This is a genomic window from Sulfurimonas sp. NWX79 (assembly GCF_039667035.1).
GTDB classification, from domain to species: Bacteria; Campylobacterota; Campylobacteria; order Campylobacterales; family Sulfurimonadaceae; genus Sulfurimonas; species Sulfurimonas indica.
Genome location: NZ_JALCZL010000006.1, coordinates 70,859 through 87,812, shown reverse-complemented (window position 1 = coordinate 87,812; position 16,954 = coordinate 70,859). Strand labels below are relative to the sequence as shown.

Annotated in this window: 20 protein-coding genes and 1 pseudogene; 6 read left to right on the top strand and 15 right to left on the bottom strand. The window is 36.8% G+C overall.

Going from position 1 to position 16,954, the window contains the following annotated elements; genetic code table 11:
- Window positions 1-44 precede the first annotated feature (44 nt).
- Complete coding sequence (locus MNY27_RS04360; RefSeq protein ID WP_152182929.1) at window positions 45-728, top strand: hypothetical protein; 684 nt, start codon at window positions 45-47, stop codon at window positions 726-728.
- Window positions 729-766: 38 nt separating this feature from the next.
- Window positions 767-1,072: a flagellar basal body protein gene (locus MNY27_RS04355; RefSeq protein WP_152182930.1), complete on the top strand. Its 306-nt coding sequence runs from the start codon at window positions 767-769 to the stop codon at window positions 1,070-1,072.
- Here MNY27_RS04355 and MNY27_RS04350 read toward each other — a convergent pair whose 3' ends face one another.
- The 10 genes from MNY27_RS04350 to MNY27_RS04305 all read right to left on the bottom strand — a co-directional run bounded on the left by MNY27_RS04350 (window position 1,073) and on the right by MNY27_RS04305 (window position 8,225).
- Window positions 1,073-2,401 (bottom strand): SH3 domain-containing C40 family peptidase, encoded by a 1,329-nt coding sequence (locus MNY27_RS04350; RefSeq protein WP_152182931.1) that lies wholly within the window; start codon window positions 2,399-2,401, stop codon window positions 1,073-1,075.
- Between the two features lie 9 nt (window positions 2,402-2,410).
- Window positions 2,411-3,067 (bottom strand): LexA family transcriptional regulator, encoded by a 657-nt coding sequence (locus MNY27_RS04345; protein WP_152182932.1) that lies wholly within the window; start codon window positions 3,065-3,067, stop codon window positions 2,411-2,413.
- A gap of 225 nt (window positions 3,068-3,292) precedes the next feature.
- Window positions 3,293-3,439 carry a hypothetical protein gene (locus MNY27_RS04340; protein WP_188109404.1) on the bottom strand — a complete coding sequence of 49 codons (147 nt, stop codon included), beginning with the start codon at window positions 3,437-3,439 and terminating at the stop codon, window positions 3,293-3,295.
- 2 nt (window positions 3,440-3,441) lie between these two features.
- Window positions 3,442-3,909, bottom strand: coding sequence for a tRNA (cytidine(34)-2'-O)-methyltransferase (locus MNY27_RS04335; RefSeq protein ID WP_152182933.1), 468 nt, complete (start codon window positions 3,907-3,909; stop codon window positions 3,442-3,444).
- Window positions 3,909-4,745, bottom strand: coding sequence for a formyltetrahydrofolate deformylase (purU, locus tag MNY27_RS04330; RefSeq protein ID WP_152182934.1), 837 nt, complete (start codon window positions 4,743-4,745; stop codon window positions 3,909-3,911). Before purU ends, MNY27_RS04335 begins: the two co-directional genes overlap by 1 nt.
- Entirely contained in the window at window positions 4,745-5,080 is a 336-nt protein-coding gene (locus tag MNY27_RS04325; protein ID WP_152182935.1) for a hypothetical protein, read from the bottom strand. The genes purU and MNY27_RS04325 overlap by 1 nt, the downstream gene beginning before the upstream one ends.
- Window positions 5,071-5,319, bottom strand: coding sequence for a tetratricopeptide repeat protein (locus tag MNY27_RS04320; RefSeq protein WP_152182936.1), 249 nt, complete (start codon window positions 5,317-5,319; stop codon window positions 5,071-5,073). The genes MNY27_RS04325 and MNY27_RS04320 overlap by 10 nt, the downstream gene beginning before the upstream one ends.
- Window positions 5,320-5,331: 12 nt before the next feature.
- The gene (leuB, locus tag MNY27_RS04315; protein ID WP_346391919.1) at window positions 5,332-6,399 is read right to left on the bottom strand and encodes a 3-isopropylmalate dehydrogenase; all 1,068 of its coding nucleotides are present in this window, start codon (window positions 6,397-6,399) and stop codon (window positions 5,332-5,334) included.
- Window positions 6,400-6,906, bottom strand: a complete 507-nt coding sequence (locus MNY27_RS04310; protein WP_152182938.1) for a 3-isopropylmalate dehydratase small subunit — start codon at window positions 6,904-6,906, stop codon at window positions 6,400-6,402. It abuts the gene before it with no gap.
- Between the two features lie 71 nt (window positions 6,907-6,977).
- Window positions 6,978-8,225 (bottom strand): diguanylate cyclase, encoded by a 1,248-nt coding sequence (locus MNY27_RS04305; protein WP_346391918.1) that lies wholly within the window; start codon window positions 8,223-8,225, stop codon window positions 6,978-6,980.
- Window positions 8,226-8,446: 221 nt separating this feature from the next.
- On the opposite strand from MNY27_RS04305, the gene MNY27_RS04300 reads away from it, so the two are divergent.
- The gene (locus MNY27_RS04300) at window positions 8,447-9,451 is read left to right on the top strand and encodes a DUF1566 domain-containing protein (RefSeq protein WP_346391917.1); all 1,005 of its coding nucleotides are present in this window, start codon (window positions 8,447-8,449) and stop codon (window positions 9,449-9,451) included.
- A 5-nt stretch (window positions 9,452-9,456) separates the two neighbouring features.
- Here MNY27_RS04300 and flgG read toward each other — a convergent pair whose 3' ends face one another.
- Both flgG and MNY27_RS04290 read right to left on the bottom strand, forming a co-directional pair.
- Window positions 9,457-10,245, bottom strand: coding sequence for a flagellar basal-body rod protein FlgG (flgG, locus tag MNY27_RS04295; RefSeq protein ID WP_346391916.1), 789 nt, complete (start codon window positions 10,243-10,245; stop codon window positions 9,457-9,459).
- A gap of 23 nt (window positions 10,246-10,268) precedes the next feature.
- On the bottom strand, window positions 10,269-11,090 hold the full coding sequence (locus MNY27_RS04290) for a flagellar hook-basal body protein (RefSeq protein WP_346391915.1): 822 nt from the start codon (window positions 11,088-11,090) through the stop codon (window positions 10,269-10,271).
- Between the two features lie 166 nt (window positions 11,091-11,256).
- Here MNY27_RS04290 and rpoD point away from each other — a divergent pair.
- A pseudogene (rpoD, locus tag MNY27_RS04285) lies at window positions 11,257-13,113 on the top strand (RNA polymerase sigma factor RpoD); the annotation flags it as partial.
- Window positions 13,114-13,119: 6 nt separating this feature from the next.
- Window positions 13,120-13,806 (top strand): hypothetical protein, encoded by a 687-nt coding sequence (locus MNY27_RS04280; RefSeq protein ID WP_152182944.1) that lies wholly within the window; start codon window positions 13,120-13,122, stop codon window positions 13,804-13,806.
- Here the strand turns inward: MNY27_RS04280 and MNY27_RS04275 are convergent.
- Genes MNY27_RS04275 through hemL form a run of 3 tightly spaced genes read right to left on the bottom strand, consistent with a single transcriptional unit; the run spans window position 13,803 to window position 15,907 of the window.
- Window positions 13,803-14,339, bottom strand: coding sequence for a hypothetical protein (locus MNY27_RS04275; protein ID WP_346391914.1), 537 nt, complete (start codon window positions 14,337-14,339; stop codon window positions 13,803-13,805). The two genes, MNY27_RS04280 and MNY27_RS04275, sit on opposite strands and share 4 nt — an antisense overlap.
- Entirely contained in the window at window positions 14,293-14,622 is a 330-nt protein-coding gene (locus tag MNY27_RS04270) for an AtpZ/AtpI family protein (RefSeq protein WP_152182945.1), read from the bottom strand. The genes MNY27_RS04275 and MNY27_RS04270 overlap by 47 nt, the downstream gene beginning before the upstream one ends.
- The gene (hemL, locus tag MNY27_RS04265; RefSeq protein ID WP_152182946.1) at window positions 14,615-15,907 is read right to left on the bottom strand and encodes a glutamate-1-semialdehyde 2,1-aminomutase; all 1,293 of its coding nucleotides are present in this window, start codon (window positions 15,905-15,907) and stop codon (window positions 14,615-14,617) included. The genes MNY27_RS04270 and hemL overlap by 8 nt, the downstream gene beginning before the upstream one ends.
- Window positions 15,908-16,024: 117 nt before the next feature.
- Here hemL and MNY27_RS04260 point away from each other — a divergent pair, with 117 nt between their 5' ends.
- Window positions 16,025-16,903 carry an energy transducer TonB gene (locus MNY27_RS04260; RefSeq protein WP_152182947.1) on the top strand — a complete coding sequence of 293 codons (879 nt, stop codon included), beginning with the start codon at window positions 16,025-16,027 and terminating at the stop codon, window positions 16,901-16,903.
- The last annotated feature ends 51 nt before the right edge of the window (window positions 16,904-16,954 follow it).

The window sequence follows — 16,954 nt, the reverse complement described above, 5'->3', positions numbered from 1 at the left end:
TTATACAATACTTTCACTACAAACAAAAAATAAAAGGACTTACAATGAAAAAACTCATTAGCATATCAATTTTGGTTTCTTCACTACTCTTTGGGGCAGAGACATATACACAATTTTTAAACACTGCTGTAGAGGATGCTTATGATATTCACAACTATTCTAAAGAAAAAATGGAACAGATGGCACAAAGTGACAATAAGTTACAAGCATACAGCAAAAAATTAGAGTCTTATGAAGCTAAAATATCTAGCTTTTTAGAGAGTCAGACAAAAGAAAGCTTTGAATCAAAAGGGGATGCACAAAAAGCACTTAATAAACTTGAAGAGCTTTCTTTGCAAAGTGTAGTTTTGGCAAAAACTGTTACCTACCTTGCTTCCCACCAAGCTGATAATGCGAATGAGAGTTACAACAATACAATTCAGACTACATCAAAAACAATTTTAAGACTCTCAGATGATATTGGTGTTATGGCAGACAGAATTTTACTGATGGCAAAAGAGATAGGTATCATGGCAGACAGAATAGTAGAGACGCAAGAAATTCAATCTAAAAACCTTATAGCAACACAAAAACTTGCACAATACGCAATGACTTTAACTGATGCACAAGCAACGGCTACAAGAGATAATGTACATAATAATATGAACGCAGGCATGTCAAATATGAACATGAACATTAATCAAATGCAGTCACAACAAGCATCGCAAGCAACAATTCCAATGCATTAGCATTTATGCTATAATTGTAAATAGATGAGGAGTTGACTATGAGTATTTCAAACAATGTGTCGTCCCTACAGGCAAATCAAGTATTTATGAATACAAATGCAAATAATATTGCCAATGTAAATACAGACGGTTTTATCCCTACTAATACACGTATGGTTGATGAAAAGACCTCTGTTCGTGCAACAACGAGACTAGCCGATGATAACGGTTCTACAAAAAGCCAGACAGATTTAGCCAAAGAGCTGCCTGACCAAATTACAATCGGTGGTGTAGCAGAAGCAAATGTTGCTGCTATCAAAACTCAAGATGAAATGTTTGGCTCACTCTTAGATATAAAAGCCTAACTAGTGGGTGAGTATATTCATACTCTTGAGATTACGGAGAATGGAAGCATCTGGATCATAATCTTCTAAATTGCTTCCTAGCTCTAAAGTACTAAAGATAGGTTTTCCTACGATAAAACGCCCTTCTACTCCATCTTTTTTTGTTTTTACACCCCATGTATTATGAAAAACAATCACTTTACCCTCTTTTACTCCAACGTAAAGAAGAATGTGCCCTTTTTTATAAAGCAGTGTCTCAAAAGGAATGGCACTCTCTTTAATCTTTGCAATCTTTTCTTCATCATTTAGATTTTCCAAAGAGATGATTTTGCCTATTTTACTTTGCTCATAGGAGTTTCGTGGCAGCCAAAGACCAAAAGGTGCATAAAAATCACGTAGTATCGAAGAGCAGTCCCGTTGACCATACATCCCTCCCCAACCATATTTTACTTTTGAGACTTCATTGAAAATCATGGTAATATTTGGAGGATTGAACTTCAAAACTCCTTTATGCAATAGCTCTTTTGATATCTTTGACTCTATATAGTATGCTTGATTGTTTTTATAGTTCGAAACAGTTAAAAGTTTATAATCAGAAAATGCATCATCAATTTCTGGAAGCATCATTCCTATACGCGAACGAAAAAGAAAATTACCTTCACTGTCATAAACAGCTGCTCCCTCTTTTATAAAAAACTCTTTTTGTGCAGCCTGATAGAGTTTTGCATATTTTTTTGGGATAAAGACTATATCACGTGCTTTTACCCAACCATATGCAAAACTAGCCTGTATAAAAACCCACTCCTTATCTCGTGAATAGTGTGAAACCAAAACAGGTTTGTTGGGAGCTATACTGGAGTTTTGCAGATAATCAAACGGAAAACCCTCCCCTGCTTTTTTGGGGTCCATCAAGAGTGGCTTCTCACTTGGAAATGCTCGGATATCAAGAGCTTTGAGTGTAATGGCAGGTTTATTGAGTTTTGCAAAATCTTTAAAATTGGATCGTGCATAGATATCTTTGAAAAAAGAGGCCTCTAATGGCTGCAGGTTTTCTCCGTAACTGTTGTCAATTCTAAAAGCACGGTATGCCCACATCGCTTCATGAACAGAGATATCGATTTTATCAATATTCCATGGCTTAAAATAAGATGCTTCATAATCTTCAAGTTTTGCGATATAGTGCGCATCTAAGCCATTTACATAGCTTGAGATATTCTGATCTACAGAGAGTAAATCTTCCAACACTTCCTGTTTTACTTCCTGTGTGAGGTTCTCATCAGGTTTTGGTTCACTTTTAGATGTACATGCTACAAAAAGGAGTGCTAAACCAATAAAATAGATATACTTCAATCTTTCCCTTTAATCAACATCCCCAAATCTACTGATGACTCTGCCAATCACTTCTATTTCATTCGGATTTAACACCTGTGTAGGATAGACAGAGTTATCAGAGATAACATCTATCATTCCGTCCATTCTTTTTTGTACACGTTTGATGAAGAGTCCGGCTTCTGTTCGAATGGTAAAAATACCACCACGATTTAGATCAGTTTTTGCTCTGTTTATAAATACAATGTCATTATAACTAAAAGTAGGCTCCATTGAGTCCCCAGAGACATTAATCGCTTCAATATTTTTAAGCTCACGCTCTCCTCCAAGCATAAATACAAACTGTTCAGGAATTTCCAGCTCTTCTATGGCTTCAAACTCACTATCAGCTCCACCACCAGCACTTGCATTGATATCGCTGAAATATCTTATCATATAGTTATTTGTAGCTTCTACCAAACTCTCAGGTGACTGTCCATAAAGCATCCAGTTAATAGATATGCTTCTCTTGGCACAAAAATCAAGCAACTCTGTAAAAGGTATTTTATTACGTTTTTTCATTGTTGCAAAATTCATTTGTGAGATGCCAAGAACCTCTGCTACATCTTTGTCAAAAACTTTTTTTGGCGCAAACTCAGGAGAGATGATACTTTTAATCTCTTCAACAATATCTGAAAAACTATTCATTTTGACCCCTTTTTTCAGTAAATATATCAAAGTATAGTTAAATTTTGAAAGAAAATCAATAATTATTTGACAATTTGTCATATTTTTTCAAAAAAATCTGTTTTTATGTAATATTTTTACAATTACAAAGAATAAAGGATACAAAATGTCACTTATTATTAAAAATGCAGAAACACTCTTTGAAAGATTTGAAAGTAAAATGGAGTTATGGGCAGAAAAACTTTTTTAAGAATCCTGTTCTTTTTTACGATTCTCTTCTTTTTCCCGTTCTGCCTCACGCTCGGCTGATTTTGTCTTGTGATATCCACCGAAGATAAAGATCATAAATAAGAAAAAAAGTATAAGCATTATCGTATCAACAAATGAGTTCATTATTATGCCTTCTTAAATGTAGTGTAATTTTGACGGATAGCATCATAGAGTACAATACCTGTAGATATTGCCAAGTTTAGACTTCTACCGTCTTTTGTCATTGGAATGGTAATATTTTGCGATTTGTATCGATTTAAAATCTCTTCAGGGATACCTGCTGTTTCACTGCCAAAGAAGATAAAATCACCCTCTTTAAATGCAGCATCAAAATAAGGTCTATCTGTTTTTGTCGTTGCAAAATAGGCATTATCTGTTATCTCATTTTTTTCAAAAAACTCATCCAAAGATTCCCATACATGTAAATCAAGCTTATCCCAGTAGTCAAGTCCCGCACGGCGAACAGCTTTTTCATCGATATCAAAACCAATCGGTTTGATAAGATGTAGTGAAGCTCCGGCATTGACACAGAGTCTGCCTATTGCTCCCGTATTGTTAGGAATTTTTGGATGAACCAAAACAAGGTTAAACATTAAAAGATGACCGTTCTGTTTGCATAGACAAAGATTCTGTCTTCAAGGGCAAGTTTAAGTGCACGTGAGAGAACAACCTTTTCAACATCACGTCCGAGTCTTTGCATATCTCTCCAAGAGTATGCATGGTCAATGTGTTTAACATCTTGTGCGATAATCGGACCCTCATCAAGATTGTTGTTAACAAAGTGTGCAGTTGCCCCGATAATTTTAACACCCCTGTCATATGCCTGTTTATACGGATTTGCACCGATAAATGCAGGTAAGAACGAATGATGAATGTTGATTATTTTTCCCTCATATTCTTCAACAAATCGCGGTGTTAAAATACGCATATACTTAGCAAGTACAATATAATCAACATCAGAAAAACCGTTAATACACTCTATAATTTTGCTCTCATGCTCAGCACGTTCCAAGCCTTCATGTGAGATTGTAATGTAAGGGATATCAAACTTTTTCACTAAGGACTCAAGCTTGTCATAGTTCGATACTACAGCTAAAATATTTGCATCCAATTCCCCTGCTTCATGGCGGATAAGGATATCACCAAGTGCATGCAGCTCTTTTGTCACCATAAGAATAATATTTTTCTTTTTCGGTTCAATGACTTTTATACTCGAACTTATTGGCAAAACATCACGAATCGCGGCTGTCAGCTCATTTTTGTCTACATTGCCATCAACAACAGAACGCATAAAAAATTTATTGCTCTCTTTATCAACAAATTCGCTGTTTGAGAGGATATTGAGGTCATAGTTATAAAAAACACTTGAAATCTTATGAACCAAACCTTTTTCATCATTTGCATCTATTAAAACACGGTATTGACTCACTATATATTTCCTTTTTCTAACTTTTCAACTCTTGCATCAATCGTTGCAAGTGTATATTCTAAAAAGTTAAGTGTCATATCTATCTTTGCTTCAATATTGACATTATTTGGTGCCTGAAAACCTTCAAAAAGCACTAAAAGACGTTCCCGTATAGAATTGAGATAGATAAGTTCACTCTCTATGTTTGACGGGCTCACACTCTCTTCTTTTATAAGAGACTCTTCTTGTTTTGGTACAAATGTATCTTTAATTTCTTCGGCAGAGGGCTGCTGCGTATTTTGGGTGTCATCTTCCATCTCAGCTAATGTTGAGAGTATTACATCTTTTAATTCCATGCTTTTAGTAACCACCTTTCAAACTCTTTAAACTCTACATCTGTATCCATCTTGACAAAGAACTCTTTCATCTGAGTGTTAACCCGTAAGAATTTTTTGCGCATACCAGACAATCTTCTTATGGCAATCTTTGCATCAGAGTTATTTGGGTCTTTTTTCAAGATCTCCTTATAAATCTCTAATGCTTCTTCTTTTAAACCTTGCAGTTCATAGATGTTTGCCAAAGTGAGTGTCTGCATTAAAAAAGCCTTCTACTTCTCTATGTAGTTTGCAATAATTGAACCCATTTCACTTGTTGAGCAAATCTCTTTAGCATCAAACTGTGCCAAGTCCTGAGTTCTATACCCTTCACTAAGAGCACGTTTAATCGCTGCATCAATCTTATCTGCCGCATCATTTTCACCAAGTGCATAACGAAGCATCATAGAAGCTGAAGAGATAGTAGCAATCGGGTTTGCAATCCCTTGACCAGCAATATCAGGAGCTGAACCATGAATCGGCTCATAAACACCGATTTTAGCACCGACAGAAGCTGATGGTAAAAGACCGATAGAACCGGAAAGCATAGAAGCCTCATCGCTTAAGATATCTCCAAAGATATTTCCAGTAAGCATTACATCAAACTGTTTTGGGTCACGAATCAACTGCATTGCAGCATTATCTACATACATATGTGAAAGTTCAACTTCTGGGTACTCTTTGGCTACCTCCTCAACAGTCTCACGCCACAGTTGCGAAACATCAAGAACATTCGCCTTGTCAATAGAGCAAACACGTTTGTTACGAGTCATCGCAATTTTAAACGCCTGATGTGCAATACGAATAATCTCTTCACGAGTGTAAACCATTGTATTCCAGCCTTTATCTTCAGTACGGCCTTTTGGCTCACCAAAATAGATCCCACCGATAAGCTCACGCACTACCATTAAATCAACACCTTTAACGATTTCAGGCTTGAGTGACGATGCATTTGCAAGTTCATCATAAACCACAGCAGGACGTAGATTTGCATAAACACCAAGCTCTTTTCTAAAACGTAAAAGTCCGCTTTCAGGACGCTTTTCACGTGGAAGATTATCCCACTTTTCTCCACCGATAGCTCCAAAAAGTACAGCATCAGAGTTTAATGAACCAGAGATTGTCTCTTGTGGCAATGGATCACCTGTGATATCGTAAGCGATTCCACCCATCAGTAACTCTTCATAATTAAAATGAAAACCACTGTATGAAGCTACCGCATCAAGTACTTTCACTGCTTCATCAATAATCTCAGGACCAATTCCGTCCCCTTTAATAAGTGCTATTTTATATGATTTCATCTATTTTTTACCTTCTATCTCATTTTGTGCAAAGTTCATAAGTCCGCCTGCATCTATCAGTTCCTGCATAAATTCAGGAATCGGAGTAAAATTATATGTTTTACCCGTTGTTTTATTTGTAATTGTTCCCGCATTCATATCGATGCTGATCTCATCGCCCTCTTTAATTTCACTTGCCTCTTTAAGCTCAAAAATAGGCAGTCCCATATTGAAAGCATTTCTATAAAAAATTCGTGCAAATGTCGGTGCAACAATTGCTGCAACACCCGCAGCCTTAAGAGCGATTGGTGCATGTTCACGGCTTGAACCACAACCAAAGTTCTCATCAGCAACGATAATATCACCTGGAGTCATCTTGTTTACAAACTCTGGGTCGGCATCTTCCATAACATGTTTTGCTAACTCCTCCGGAACCGAAGTATTTAAGTAACGTGCAGCTATGATTAAGTCTGTGTCGATGTCTTTTCCAAATCTCCAAACTTTACCGTTTATGTTTGCTTTTTGCATATAAAATCCTAATGTTTTACTAAATAATTTTGCGATTATATCCAAAAAGTGATTGTAGTTTTATAAAGCCTTTAATTCTCACTGAAAAATTTAAAATTATTGCGGCCTACTTCTTTGGCTCTGTACATTGCCATATCAGCATTTTTTATCAACTCCTCAGCATCTTTTGCATCTTTAGGGTAGATAGCGATACCAATACTTGTACTGATACTCAGTGAAGATTCTCCGAGCTCTATAGGCTCTTGCATTGCAGTAATGATTTTGTGGGCAACAGTTTTAGAAGTTGTCAGTTCTTTGTTCTCTTCTAAGATAATCATAAACTCATCACCACCTATGCGTGCCAAAGTATCAGCAGCACGCAGACACTCTTGCAGACGCTCTGCAAAACGTTTTAAAATCGCATCACCTACATCATGACCATATTGATCATTGATCTGTTTAAAAAAGTCGATATCCAGGAAAAAGACTGCAATGGCATTCTCATTTCTATCCGCCTTTTTCATCGCTACACTCAGTCTGTCATTAAATAGTGCTCTATTTGGCAGGTCGGTGAGTTCATCATGGTTCGCTTTATATGAAAGCAGGTCTTTTTGCTTTGTTAGCTCTTTTTGATAGTTCGAGAGCTCAGACATCATCATATTGAAATTTTTGGCAAGTTCACCTATCTCATCGCTATTGTAAACCTTTACATGTGTGTCAAGCATTTTTGTATTAATGATTTTTGTTGTGCTTTTATTAAGTTCGGAAACCGGAATAAGTATTTTACGACTTAGTATTTTATAATAGCGTGAAGTAAGAAGAATCGCAATAATAATAATCAATGTGATGACAAAAGTCTGTGTTAAAAGATGTTCAATGAATTTATCCATAGAGTGTATAAGGACAAGATAACCAATCGTTTTCTCATCGGCAATCACCGGCATTACTGTGTATAGTTCCAAACCTTTCCAGAACTGTTTTTCTTGAAGCTTAAGAGTTTTAATCAGTTTGTTTTCTTTGTATGGCTCACTCTTGACATACATACCAAGCAGCTCTCCGTTTTTTCCCAAAGCATACGCTTCGAGTATGTTTTTGGCATGTTTCAGTGAAGAGAGGGAGTCTTGAATGTTTTTTGTGTCTTTAAACAACATTGCCGGAACAATGTTTTTTGCCAGGACTTTGGCAAATGTTCGATTTTGATATTTGACAATTTTTGTGCCATCGATATATTGATAAAGAACAATAAAGATGATTGCGATAACCCCTGCAATAATTGCTGCAGAAAGGTTCATAAAATTGAGCTTTTTTGCGATACTGAGATTATTGTAAAACTGCAACATCTTTTTTTGTTGTCCCTATCAAAATATTTAAAATTTTTCATATAATATCATAAGATGTGTTATAATCAGCCTTAAAAAATAATTATAATGAAAGTTTTCAATTGATAAAAACAATTTTTTTTACTCTTTTTATACTTTATTTCTCCGCTTGTGTACTATCACAAAAGCCAGCTTCCATCATAATAGAAGGAAAACCCATTAAAGAGCCTCCTTTTACATATATGTTTGTAACTACTGACCAAAATCCATTTAAAAAAGGAGAGAGAGTCAAAGTTTATGGGCTTCAAAACGGTATTGCCAAAACATCAAAAGGGAATATAGAGCATAGTAAACTTGAAAAAGAGCGAAGTGAATTTCAACTTTTCATAGAATCTCCAAATGCAACACGTATCCGTATTCTCAACATTAAACCAAAATATAAAAATGGTATTTGGCTTAAAGCTGGAAAATATCACATAGAGCTCACGGCACCAAAGCACTATACTCATAAAGGGTGGATAACGCTGAAAGAAGACAGACACCTGAGCATCGCTCTTAAGCGCAAGAAGAACATCTCTCAAGGCTATATTTATTGGCATGAGATAAAAAGTGTAAAATATATAAACGGTGCTTTTTGGCAAGATATGGTAAAGAACAAACAATCACAAATGAATTGGAAAAGTGCTGAAAAATACTGTAAAAAACTCTCTGTCTTTGTAAATCGAGATATCACATTAAATGAGTTTCGCCTGCCAACCGAGCAGGAGTTGCTTGAACTGCGAAAATACAACAGCTATCTGGACTATTCTGGAACGATTTACTGGTCATCAACTATTGACAAACAGCATCCGCAATTTGCAAAATATGTCTATATAAACAAAGACAAAAGTGGCTGGTATGATAAAAACGGGAAGACCTATGTGCGTTGTATCTCCAGAAAAAACTACCCTACAGAGCTCTCCTTGCATCAACTTGTAAAATATCTTACAAAACATGAACATTACAAATATAGAGAGGCCTATGAATTTGCAGTTGATCTAAAATACGGAAAACCAATCATAAAACATGTTGTCAAGCGAAATGACCATAAGATAGAGTTTACACTGCGCTCACAGAAATATGACAAAGATAAAAATTATTTTTATTATAAAAACCATACGGTAAAAGAGAGTAAGAAGATCATAAGAGACCCTGATATCAAGTTTGAAATTATTAATGACAAACTTGTATTCAGAGAGATTAAGTAGGAAGCTTATCGCTTCAGATTATTTGTCGTTTGAAGCATTTCATCACTTGTTGTAATGATTTTTGAGTTGGCATCATATGCACGTTGTCCAGTGATCAGGTCTGTAAGTTCAACAACAAGTTCCACATTAGAGAGTTCAACAAAACCCTGACGCAATGTTCCGAGTCCGTCAACACCTGGAATACTCTCAACTGGCTGTCCTGAAGCATCCGTCTCTAGGTAAATATTATCTCCCATAGAGTGCAATCCTGCAGGATTGATAAAGTTTGTTGTCTGAATCTGACCGATTTGAGTGGCTTGTGTTTGACCGGGTTGGACAACAGTAACTGTCCCATCTGTACCGATACTGATACTTGTTGCATCAGGTGGAACAACGATTTGAGGGATGAGATAATAGCCGTCACTATTTACTATTGCACCGTCTTGATCGAGTTTAAAAGCACCATTTTTTGTATAGACTTCTGTTCCATCAGGAAGTTCAAGCTTGAAAAAACCACGTCCGGTAATGGCAATGTCAAGCTGATTATCCGTCTGCTTCAGACTTCCTTCTGAAAAGATTTTATTGATAGCAGTTGAACGTACACCAAGCCCTACTTCGATTCCTGTTGGAGACTTTGTAGTATCACTTGTAGAAGTCCCTGCATATTCCATTACATGGTACATTAAGTCTGCGAACTCTGCACGTCCTTTTTTAAACCCGATAGTATTTACATTGGCGATATTATTAGCTGTTGTATCGATCTGTGTCTGCATTCCCAACATTCCTGTTGAAGCAGTATATAGTGATTGCATCATGGCTTTGTTATTCTCCCTTTACTTTATGCTTTTTTAGCAATTTTTTCAATTGCATCTCTGTTCATCTCATTCATCTGTGTATCCATCGCTTTTTGATACATACCAACAAGTCTGTTTGTCTCTATGAGCTGTGTCATCATCTTTACAGCATTGACATTGCTCTTCTCCAAAAAGCCTTGGTTAACAGCACCACTCTCTTCGCTTATCTCCAAACGCTTCATATCATCCAGTCTGTAGAGATTATCTCCCTCTTTTTTGAGATAACGAAGATTATCCACATTGGCTATAAAGAGTTTTTTATTCTGTGTAAGTGTTACGGAACCCGGTACATTTGTATAAATCTGACCATTCTTGTCAATATCTATCACACTGTCAACTGTAGAGAAACTGATACCCTCTTTACTTTTAAAGTAATCATCGCCAAGGACTTCGTATCCTTGCTTTGTAACAAGTTTTCCTTCATCATCCAGTGAAAAGGAACCATCACGTGTCAGACGGACACCTTCTGGAGTTTTTACAGCGAAAAAAAGATTCTCACGTGAGAGTGCCACATCGAGAGGATTTGAAGTCTTTTGCAGATTACCGACTGAAAAGTTTGTATACTCATCTACAACCTGAGGAGCTTTTGTCATAGTCCTGTTTAAAAACTTTGCAGCCTCTTTTGTATTGTTCTCATTTGGCAGTTCATCTCTTTTTTGTTGATAAAGACGCATAAAATCACCAATAATGAGATTATCTTCTTTATAACCGTTTGTATTTACATTTGCCAGATTGTTCGCAATGGTGTCAAGTCTGTTAAACTGAGTCACCATTCCAGCAGCAGAACTATAATAGCCTGTTTGCATCTATCACCTCTGTTTTGCATTATTTTCAAGACTAAAAGCAAAGGGTGTTCCAGTTAAGCAAGAGCCAACATATAACTTTATAGATAACATCATATAAAATAAAAACAAGAGCTTTTTAAGATAATTTCGGTATAATCCACCTTTTAAAAACCTTAAAAGCAATGGAGCAACCTCCGATATGACAGCAAAAGAACTCAACAAAGCCCTGGAGACCTTTTTCCAGGAACATAAGTCAAAAGATTGTGTCACTTATGAATCAATCATTGACCTTTTTGAAAAGCAACCTACAGCCGCACAGGCAAAAAATATTTTAAAACTTGCAAATAAATACAATAAATGTCTCTATACAGCAAGTGAACATGCAAAAAAACTCAACGATCAAGAAGCAGAAGCTCGTCGTGATGCACAGAGAAAGATGCTTGAAGACAATGAAACGGACAAGTTTGACATCTTAAAAGAGCATGAACTTCTTGAGTGGTCTCGTTCAGACTCTCCTGTTCGTATGTACCTGCGTGAGATGGGGCAAATTCCACTGCTTACAAAAGAAGAAGAGATTGAGATCTCTAAAAAGATTGAAGCCGGTGAGAGCATTATCATTGATGCTATCTGTTCTGTTCCGTATCTCATTGATTTTATCTTAGACTATAAAGAGCCGCTTATCAACCGTGAAAGACGTGTTAAAGAGCTTTTTAAATCATTTGAAGACGAAAAAGATGATGATGACGGTGATGATAGTGATGATGGTGAAGAAAAAGCACTCTCTGCAAAAGACAAAAGCAGAGTAGAAAAAGTCACAACAAGCTTCAAAGCCCTTGAAAAAGCTAAAAAAGATTGGATGAAAGCACTTGATAAAGCTCCTGAAAATCTTGACAGCCAAGAGCTTACAGAAGAGATAGTACACTACTACTTAACTGTAACATACAAAAAAGCTGTTTTAAAAGAGAAGCTTCTTGATTTGGGTCCAACTTCAAAGCTTATCAATGAACTTGTAAAAGCTATGGAGACTGCACTCAAATCTGATGAAGGATATGACAAAGAGCTAAAACGTCTTGAGTACAAACTTCCACTCTTTAATGCAACACTCAAAGCAAACCATAAAGTACTTGTTGAGAAGATTCAGGACCTTACAAAAGAAGATATCGCAAATATGGTTCCAGAAGCGACAATGGTTTCAACATATATGGAGATTAAAAAACTTGTTCAGACAAAAGAGGCATCAAAAAACTCTTTTGATATGGAACCTGAAAAACTTGCTGATATTTTAGAACAGATTAAGCGTGGAAAGAATATCTCTGAAATCTCTAAAACAAAGATGGCAAAATCTAACCTGCGTCTTGTTGTATCTATCGCAAAACGTTACACAAACCGTGGGCTTCCTTTCCTTGACCTAATCCAAGAAGGAAACATCGGTCTGATGAAAGCTGTTGATAAATTTGAATACCAAAAAGGATATAAGTTCTCAACTTACGCTACATGGTGGATTCGTCAGGCTATCAGTCGTGCTATTGCTGACCAGGCTCGTACGATTCGTATTCCTATTCATATGATTGAGACAATTAACCGTATCAATAAAATCATGCGTAAACACCTCCAAGAGCATGGTAAAGAGCCGGATGTTGAAACAATTGCACAGGAGGTCGGTCTCTCAGTTGAAAAAGTTAAGAACGTTATCAAAATAACAAAAGAGCCGATTTCTCTTGAAGCACCTATCGGTAGTGAGGAAGATGGTCGTTTTGGTGATTTTATCGAAGATAAAACTTCACTCTCTCCATCAGATGCAATTCTTAAAGATGACCTACGCATCCAAATTGAACAGGTCTTAGAGCAACTCAATGAGCGTGAAAAAGCCGTTATCAAACTCCGCTTTGGAATTATGGATGATGAGAGTGACAGAACCTTAGAAGAGATTGGTAAAGAGCTCAGCGTTACACGTGAGAGAGTTCGTCAGATTGAATCATCTGCGATTAAAAAGCTCAAGCACCCTAAAGTTGGTCGTAGACTGAAAAACTATATAGAAGAGTAAACGCAAATGACACTAGAGCAGCAGTGGATAGAGTATGACTACAACCCTTTCATACTCTTTAACAGTAACGGAAAGATAGTTTCACTTAACTCTGAAGCACAATTCTTACTAGGCTCCACTACTGCACATGAACTCTTTGAACTAGCAAAAACCTATGCAAGTATCAACTTTGGTTTTAAGACAACATTTATTGAACTAGAGTATGGCCGTTACAAATTCTTTGGTCTTACTGTCGGCTACGAAGATGAAGAACAGATCGGAATAAAGCTCTATCAGGCTCCATCATACAAACTCAATACTACAAAACCAAATGGTGAACTTACAAATATCTTTACTATCATCGATCTTTGTATTGCTACAAACTCCATCAACTCTGATATTTTATTTAAAAAAGATTTTGACCCGACCATTCCTGATGTTATTGTAAACTCGAACAATCTCATAAAACTGCTTAATAAAATTTATGAGTACTTTAAAGCCAATGATACGATACTAACAAGAGTATTTTTCAGAATTGGGGAGCATATTAAATTTGAAGATAAAAAATACAGTATCTTCTCTATTGCTGTAAAAGCAGAGCATTCAGATGAAAACAGAGCAAATGAACTGGAAATTCTTGCCAAAAACAGTAACTTCTATATCGATATCAACGATAAACAAGTTACCATCAACCTTCCGATGATAACTTCTTAAGCAAAAATCTCTTTTGAGATGAAAGAGCCTGCTATAATACCTATAAAAAGAGATGGCAGATAATACCATAACTCCAAAATATTATTGTTTTTGAGTGCGATAAATCCAAGAACTAAAAAAAGATACGGAACAAGTCGAAAGAGTGAAATCCCACCCTTTACACCATACTTCATATTTTTCACATTGAGCGGTTTGACTTTTGCTTTTTCTTCTTTGACTATCTCTTTAAGGTTTAACTCTTCTGGTGGAGCATCATTTATCTCTATATCATCATACAGTTCATGAGGGTCTTCTATTTTGTCAAGGAGATCTCTCTCCTCTACATACTCACCAGATTCTACTTTTGCCAAAACCATTCTTTTGTAAGCATACGAAGCGCCTATGATGATAAAAAGTGCAGATAAAAAGGCTGTCTCAACATTAGCAAATACTTTTGATGAAAAAAAGTAAGAGATCAAGATGACAGCCTGAAGAATTACAAATAGACTAATAGCTTTTTTCACCATAATCCTCATCATCATCTTCATCATCATCTATCTTTTTCTTGATAGCATAACGAGGCTGCTTGGAGAGCTCCTCGAACTCTTTGTACTGCTTTGAGTAGGCCTTGTAAACATTTAAAATCGCTGCTGCAATTCCAATGAATACACCTATCCAAAAAGTCCACGCTACACCTGTAACATTTTTTAAAAGCCACCCTATTCCAACACCAATGATGACAGCAACAACCATGGAGATTCCTAAAGAGAGGCTGTCTGCTGCTTCTATAATAGGTTTTACACGAGGCTTGTGTTCCTCTTGTTCATTCTCAGCCATTTGTTATTGCCTTAAATACTCGCTTACTTGCTTCAATAGTATCTTCAATCATAGTATCTGTTGTAGCAGTTGAGATGAAACCTGTCTCATAAAGTGAGCAGGCGAAGTAGAAACCTTCATCAAGCATTCCTGCATGAAACTTCGCAAATAGTTCTGCATCACATGTTGTTGCATCATGAAAGTTTTTGACCGGATTTTCATTGAAGAAAAACCCAAACATAGACCCACGTGTATCTATCTGCATTGCAATACCATGCTCACCTGCAGCCTCACGCATACCTTCTACAAGTCTCTTTGCACGAGTGTTTAAAACATCGATGATTTTTGCATTCTGCTTGAGCTTTGTCAGTGCTGCATATCCTGCTGCCATTGCAACTGGATTTCCAGAGAGTGTTCCTGCTTGATAAACCGGACCTTCAGGAGAGAGTTTTGCCATGATGTCACGACGACCTCCAAAAGCACCAACCGGCATACCGCCACCAATAACTTTGCCAAGCGTTACAAGGTCAGGTTTTACACCCGTAATACTCTCAGCCCCATGCAGTGTTGCACGAAAACCACTCATCACCTCATCAAAGATAAGCAGTGCTCCATTGGCATCACAAAGCTCACGCAGCTCATGTAAGAACTCTTTATCTGCAGGTACCAGTCCCATATTACCGGCAATCGGCTCGATGATTACACAAGCGATATCGTTTGAGTCTGCAAAACACTGCTTCACGCTTTCAATGTTGTTATACTCTGCCAAGAGTGTATGTTTTGTAAAGTCAGCCGGCACACCTGGACTACTTGGGTTTCCAAATGTTGCAGCACCACTTCCGGCTTCAACTAAAAGCGAATCAGAGTGTCCGTGATAACACCCCGTAAACTTTACAATATCATCACGTCCTGTAAATCCACGAGCAAGACGAATAGCACTCATTACAGCCTCTGTTCCACTACTTACAAAACGAACTTTGTCAATTGAATCGAACAGATCAACTACGAGCTTTGCAAGCTCGGTCTCTGCTAATGTCGGTGCTCCAAAACTCAAACCATGCTTCACAGCATCTATAACAGCATTTTCAATCGTCTCATCACGATGCCCAAAGATAAGCGGTCCCCAAGACTGTACGAAGTCCACATATTTGTTTCCATCAATATCTTGAAGATATCCACCTTCACCTGCTGCGATAAAAATAGGTGTTCCCCCTACACTTTTAAATGCACGAACCGGTGAATCAACACCCCCCGGAATCAATTCCTGTGCTTCATTAAACGCTTTTTTTGATGCTTCTGTATTCATTAAAAACCTTATAGATGATATTAGAACTTCTTGTAGAAGTCTATATTTCTAATTATATCCAACGTTACGTTAATATTGATTTGTTATAATCTTGAAAATAAATCATTATGGATGCTTGTGAATAGATCTACCTTTGCTCTTTTTGTTGCCTTACTCATTCACTTAGTACTCTTTTTACTGCTGTGGATTCTCTTTGCTACACTTTCAACGACAACTAAACAGCTAAAGCCTCAAGAGAAAAAGATAAAAATCTCACTTAAAGAGATGCCTATTAAGCACAAAAAATCCGGTCTGACAAAGAAAAAAATTCCCGAGCCAAAAATAGCACCGCCGATGCCAAAAGGCTCACAACTGAAAAAAATTGTAAAAGCTGTCAAGTACGAACCAAGCAAACCTGTTAAAAAACCAAAACTCAACAAGCCTAAAAAAGTAACGAAGAAAAAGCCGCCAAAGCCTAAAGTAGAACCTTTACCGCCTCAAAAGCCATACATTCCACTTTTAGCAGAGAAAAAAGATCATAATATTACAAAACCTGTCAAAAAAGAGCCAAAGAAAAAAGAAGCACTTGCATGGCTCTATGAAGATGTCTCTGAAAAAGAGAGTAAGACAAAGAAAAAGTCTACACAAAACGGCAGCAGTATCTCCCAAGATATCAAAGAGCTTTATGGAGAAGAGTTTGGAAAACTCTCACCTGGGCAACAGCAATATATCTTGGATAATCAAGAGATTATGCGCCGTATCACACAGCAGGTACTTATCCGTGTAGCACGGGTTAATATTCCCAGAGACTTAAATGTTAACAGACATAATGTTATAGAGTTTAAACTTCATCCAAACGGTGATATGACAGATTTTAAGTTTCTCTCAAAAAGTGGTTACTATATCTTAGATGACACAACAAAAGAGACGATAGAGTATGCATACAGCAGATACCCACGTCCAAAAGAGACAACACTTATTCGCTACAATGTATTTTATAATTTAGCCAGATATTAATAACTTAAAAAAAGAGGAATTGGGCTATAATAACATAATTACTCCTATAAG

Excerpts from the sequence above, each read along its gene's own strand:
- MNY27_RS04340 (WP_188109404.1), bottom strand. The coding sequence starts at position 3,439 with ATGAACTCATTTGTTGATACGATAATGCTTATACTTTTTTTCTTATTT.
- MNY27_RS04290 (WP_346391915.1), bottom strand. The coding sequence starts at position 11,090 with ATGCAAACAGGCTATTATAGTTCTGCTGCTGGAATGGTGACTCAGTTT.
- MNY27_RS04270 (WP_152182945.1), bottom strand. The coding sequence starts at position 14,622 with ATGGCTGAGAATGAACAAGAGGAACACAAGCCTCGTGTAAAACCTATT.
- MNY27_RS04310 (WP_152182938.1), bottom strand. The coding sequence starts at position 6,906 with ATGCAAAAAGCAAACATAAACGGTAAAGTTTGGAGATTTGGAAAAGAC.
- flgG (WP_346391916.1), bottom strand. The coding sequence starts at position 10,245 with ATGATGCAATCACTATATACTGCTTCAACAGGAATGTTGGGAATGCAG.
- MNY27_RS04280 (WP_152182944.1), top strand. The coding sequence starts at position 13,120 with ATGACACTAGAGCAGCAGTGGATAGAGTATGACTACAACCCTTTCATA.
- MNY27_RS04305 (WP_346391918.1), bottom strand. The coding sequence starts at position 8,225 with ATGTTGCAGTTTTACAATAATCTCAGTATCGCAAAAAAGCTCAATTTT.
- MNY27_RS04355 (WP_152182930.1), top strand. The coding sequence starts at position 767 with ATGAGTATTTCAAACAATGTGTCGTCCCTACAGGCAAATCAAGTATTT.
- MNY27_RS04275 (WP_346391914.1), bottom strand. The coding sequence starts at position 14,339 with ATGATGATGAAGATGATGATGAGGATTATGGTGAAAAAAGCTATTAGT.
- hemL (WP_152182946.1), bottom strand. The coding sequence starts at position 15,907 with ATGAATACAGAAGCATCAAAAAAAGCGTTTAATGAAGCACAGGAATTG.
- MNY27_RS04345 (WP_152182932.1), bottom strand. The coding sequence starts at position 3,067 with ATGAATAGTTTTTCAGATATTGTTGAAGAGATTAAAAGTATCATCTCT.
- MNY27_RS04325 (WP_152182935.1), bottom strand. The coding sequence starts at position 5,080 with ATGGAATTAAAAGATGTAATACTCTCAACATTAGCTGAGATGGAAGAT.
- MNY27_RS04320 (WP_152182936.1), bottom strand. The coding sequence starts at position 5,319 with ATGCAGACACTCACTTTGGCAAACATCTATGAACTGCAAGGTTTAAAA.
- MNY27_RS04300 (WP_346391917.1), top strand. The coding sequence starts at position 8,447 with ATGTTTGTAACTACTGACCAAAATCCATTTAAAAAAGGAGAGAGAGTC.
- leuB (WP_346391919.1), bottom strand. The coding sequence starts at position 6,399 with ATGAAATCATATAAAATAGCACTTATTAAAGGGGACGGAATTGGTCCT.
- MNY27_RS04360 (WP_152182929.1), top strand. The coding sequence starts at position 45 with ATGAAAAAACTCATTAGCATATCAATTTTGGTTTCTTCACTACTCTTT.
- MNY27_RS04335 (WP_152182933.1), bottom strand. The coding sequence starts at position 3,909 with ATGTTTAACCTTGTTTTGGTTCATCCAAAAATTCCTAACAATACGGGA.